The following is a 2,359-nucleotide window of genomic DNA, read 5'->3' on the forward strand; positions in this document are numbered from 1 at the left end:
CTTGAAGTTGTGGTCGAAGCGCCGGTTGAAACCAACCTGATATTTTTTGCCGCTGGATTTTACTACATCCAAAACAGCCTTAATCTTTTCTACATCATGGTCAATAGGCTTCTCGCAGAATACATGCTTGCCAGCCTTCAAAGCCTCAATGGAGAGAGGGGAATGCTGGTCAGTAGATGCGCAGATAAGAACTGCTTCAATGGAGGAATCCTCCAGAATTTTCTTGTAATCAGTGTAGCACTCCTCAATACCCATGGATTTGGCCCAAGCCTTGGTCTGGTCATTAAGGAATGGGTCAGCAATTGCCTTTACCCGTGCATCCTGCACATACTTAGTAATACTTTCCCCATGTACACGGCCAATGCGGCCGGCACCGATGATACCAATGTTGATCATATTATAAACCGCCTTTCAAAATATAAAATAAATTGTATGCTAATCAGCAATATGCTGAATTGGCCAAAAGTCAGTATCAGACAAATTTACCATGTTTTGCAAATTGTCGATAAATTTGTGATGATTTTATGATAAAATTATTATAGGAAAAAAATATTCACTGTCGCCAGGCCTTGCGGTAACGCCCTGGGGGCATTCCAACTATGGAATTGAACACAGCCTGGAAGTAATTGGAATTATTGTAGCCACAGCGCAGGGCAATATCCGTTATGGTATAGCTGGTATTTACCAATAAGTTCTGGGATTCGCCTATGCGTCGGCGAATCATGTACTGGATTGGTGAATAACCAACGGCCTTCTTAAATGTGTGGGAAAGATAATAAGGATTGATGTGCAGAGCGGAAGCTATGTCATTTAATCGTAGGTCTTCCAAATAATGCTCATCAATATATTCCTTAATATGTAGGCCCAGATTATATTCCTGCATGCGGGTGCTGTTAGGCACCGTACTGTGGATTAATGGCATTATTGCAGCCAACAGAGACGCCAATAGATTGTCTTTGGCTTCACTTACCAGCTGTTTTTGCGCATTTTCCTGCAGTACATCAAACAGACTGAGAAACAGCTGTATGGCTGCGAAATGCTTTTCCATCGCTAGGACAGGAGAAACATTTTCGCCGATAAAATGTCCCCGAGGAAGCCCTTTTAGGTGCAAATTTCGGATTCCTAATCGTCGGGTAGCGAAGGGAGTCTGTATTTCCGGGCATAAACCGTGCAGAACCCCTGCGTTGAGTAAGATGATATTTCCCTTGGCAATATCATATACTTGATTGTCTACCATGTAACGGCCACAGCCTTCCTCAATAACAATCATCTCAGCGGTTTCCGCCTGGGATTGCAGGGTGTGGGCTGTTTGTTTTTTTTCGCCACCCTCCCGTTGCAGATAAAACAACCGGGGCTGGGTATTGGCTTCAAAAATGCTGGCCGCTGGTTCAATTACTGATGCTCGTACCATAATATCCTCCTTTGGGTAAAGCAGCTTTCAAAAGGGAATAATAGTAAATAATATTGAGTAAGAGCAATATCCCATAATATTTTCGCCAAAATAAATCAAATAGAGCAAGAATTCAAAGGTTTGTTGTCTGAATTTTATCTATAATGGCAATAAAGAGATAATGTAATGCAAACATTGTGCTAAATATTAGCAGAAATTAACCATCTATATATTAGCAAATCCTGCGAAAAAAAACTAGTCTTTTTTTGGAAAGATGAAAAAAATACCAAAAAATTGCTTTTTAGCAGGGTGGCTCGGGTCGGCATTTCTTTGGGGGAGGTGCCATATAGATGAAAAATATTTTAAGGGAGAGGTTTTAAGATGTTTAAATGGTTTTTAACTGGCGAGGACAAACCCCGCATCCAAGATGAGGATCTCATAAAGAAAATGTACCATTCGGCCCGAATTCAGGCTGTAACCGCCATGATTTTAGGCTATGGTATGTATTATGTTATGCGGATGACTTTAGGGGTGGCCAAGAAACCAATGATTGAGGCGGGATTTACACCAACTCAGTTAGGTCTTATAGGCGCCGGTATGTTAATTGCCATTGCTGTAGGTAAATGTGCCAATGGCTTTATTGCTGATTATTGCAACATCAAGAAAATAGTGCCATTAGGTCTGTTGGGGGCAGCGGTGGTGAACGTAATTCTTGGTTTTGCGGATAACTATCTGGTTTTTCTGGTTTTGTGGTTTGTGAATGGCTGCTTCCAGTCCATGGGGTCAGCACCATGTACTGTATCCCTGTCCCAATGGTTTTCCAAGAGTCAGTTAGCTACTTATTATGGATTGTTTAATATAGCTCATTATGTAGGTGAAGGTGCCACTTATCTGGTAACGGCAGTTATAATTGTAGCCTTTGGTTGGCATTCTGCTTTCCTGTTGCCGGGCTTGATTTGTGTGGTTCTG

3 protein-coding genes are annotated in these 2,359 nt (G+C 41.8%); 1 reads left to right on the top strand and 2 read right to left on the bottom strand.

Annotated elements, in window-relative coordinates; genetic code table 11:
* Positions 1-396: Gfo/Idh/MocA family oxidoreductase (locus QZV24_RS10400; protein WP_294523576.1), on the bottom strand; the 396-nt coding region annotated here is incomplete at its 3' end.
* Positions 397-553: 157 nt separating this feature from the next.
* A complete protein-coding gene (locus QZV24_RS10405) occupies positions 554-1,411 on the bottom strand; it encodes an AraC family transcriptional regulator (protein WP_294523578.1) in 858 nt (285 codons plus the stop codon).
* Positions 1,412-1,771: 360 nt separating this feature from the next.
* Here QZV24_RS10405 and QZV24_RS10410 point away from each other — a divergent pair.
* Positions 1,772-2,359: MFS transporter (locus tag QZV24_RS10410; protein ID WP_294523580.1), on the top strand; the 588-nt coding region annotated here is incomplete at its 3' end.

It is taken from the genome of uncultured Anaerovibrio sp. (genome assembly GCA_902786545.1).
Classification (GTDB): Bacteria; Bacillota; Negativicutes; order Selenomonadales; family Selenomonadaceae; genus Anaerovibrio.

Coding starts and splice junctions, on each gene's coding strand:
- QZV24_RS10405 (WP_294523578.1), bottom strand. CDS start 1,411: ATGGTACGAGCATCAGTAATTGAACCAGCGGCCAGCATTTTTGAAGCC.